Annotated in this window: 2 protein-coding genes; both read left to right on the forward strand. The window is 44.2% G+C overall.

The features are described 5' to 3' along the window. Window positions 1–976: site-specific integrase (locus BWI44_RS19080; protein WP_286815992.1), on the forward strand; the 976-nt coding region annotated here is incomplete at its 5' end. Between the two features lie 84 nt (window positions 977–1,060). Beyond that, the gene (locus tag BWI44_RS19085) at window positions 1,061–1,591 is read left to right on the forward strand and encodes an ORF6N domain-containing protein (protein ID WP_118323233.1); all 531 of its coding nucleotides are present in this window, start codon (window positions 1,061–1,063) and stop codon (window positions 1,589–1,591) included. The last annotated feature ends 139 nt before the right edge of the window (window positions 1,592–1,730 follow it).

Here is a 1,730-nt window from a genome sequence, read left to right on the forward strand (position 1 = left end):
CAACTACGTGACCGCCGAGAAAGTGAAGAACGAGTTCTTGGGACACAGCGAGAGCCACGAAACAATCCTTTCATTGTTCCAAAAGCACAATGACGATGTGAAGCAGCTTGTGGGCATATCCAAGACGATAGCGACCTACCGCAAGTATGAAGTGACCCGCCGCCACCTCGCCGAGTTCATCCGCAGCAAATACAACGTATCGGACATATCCATAAAGGAGATAAGCCCGATGTTCATTACCGATTTTGAGTTGTATTTGCGTACAGCCTGCAAGTGCGGTTACAACACCACCGCCAAGTTCATGCAGTTCTTCAAGCGTATCATCATCATTGCCCGCAACAATGGCATACTGGTGAACGACCCGTTTGCCAATTATAAAATCCGGCTGGAAAAAGTGGACAGGGGTTATCTGACAGAGGACGAGATAAAAATCATCCTTAAAAAGAAAATGGTTTCCGAGCGGCTGGAACACGTCAGAGACTTGTTCATCTTTGCCTGCTTCACCGGACTTGCCTATATAGATGTGGCAGGGCTTACGCAAGATAATATACGCAAATCCTTTGACGGCAACCTTTGGATAATGACAAAGCGGCAAAAGACGAATACGGACGTTAATGTTCCCCTACTGGATATTCCCAAGATGATTTTGAAAAAGTACAAGGGTAAGTTACCAAATGGCAAGATACTTCCCATAATCAGCAATCAGAAATTAAATGCGTACCTGAAAGAGATTGCCGATGTGTGCGGTATTAAAAAGAACTTGACATTTCACCTTGCTCGCCACACGTTCGCAACGACTACCACGCTGTCAAAGGGCGTACCCATTGAAACTGTTTCCAAGATGTTGGGACACACCAATATCGAAACAACCCAAATCTATGCCCGCATCACTAACAGCAAGATAGGTAGCGATATGCAGGGGCTTGACAAGAAGTTTGTCGGCATCGAGAAGATTTACAAGGAAGTCGCTATGTAATCTTGATTGTTGGGGACTGATCACAATTTGTGACCAGTCCTTACTATTATTCCAACATTACTAAATCCCCTAAAATATACGATTATGGACTTGCAGATTATCCAAAACAAGATTTTTGAAGTCAGAGGTTGCCGGGTGATGCTCGATTATCATTTGGCAGAACTCTACCAAGTGGAAACACGAGCCTTGAAGCAGGCGGTCAAGCGCAATATCGAGCGTTTTCCGGGTGATTTTATGTTTGTTCTCACCCAAGAGGAAGCTAACTTGCTGTTATCCATAGGGGTATCACAAAATGTGATACCCCCTGCTTACAACTTCGGCGTTGCTATGCCTATGGCTTTTACGGAGCAGGGCGTAGCCATGCTTTCTTCGGTTCTTCGTTCCAAAGTAGCCATAGAAGTAAACATCTCAATCATGCGGGCTTTTGTCCTCATGCGCCAAATGGCAATCGGTTACGAGGAACTGTTAAAGCGCATCGAGGAATTGGAGGTAAGCACCGATGCGCAGTTCAACGAACTGTACCAAGCCCTTACCCAGCTTCTAAGCCAGTCGCAACAGCAAAAAGAACGCCGTCCGATAGGTTTCGTTACCTATGACCGTTCAGGTAACAAATAGGTAACGATTTCGGTAACGAAATGACACATAATAAATTTAGTGATTTCGAAGATAATCTTAAATGCAAGTAAGCTATTGATAAATAAAGCATATCTTTGTCCTCTAAAAGCAAGTAACAATATGGGATTGAAAATTCATA

It is taken from the genome of Bacteroides sp. Phil13 (assembly GCF_001940965.1).
Taxonomy (GTDB): Bacteria; Bacteroidota; Bacteroidia; order Bacteroidales; family Bacteroidaceae; genus Bacteroides; species Bacteroides intestinalis.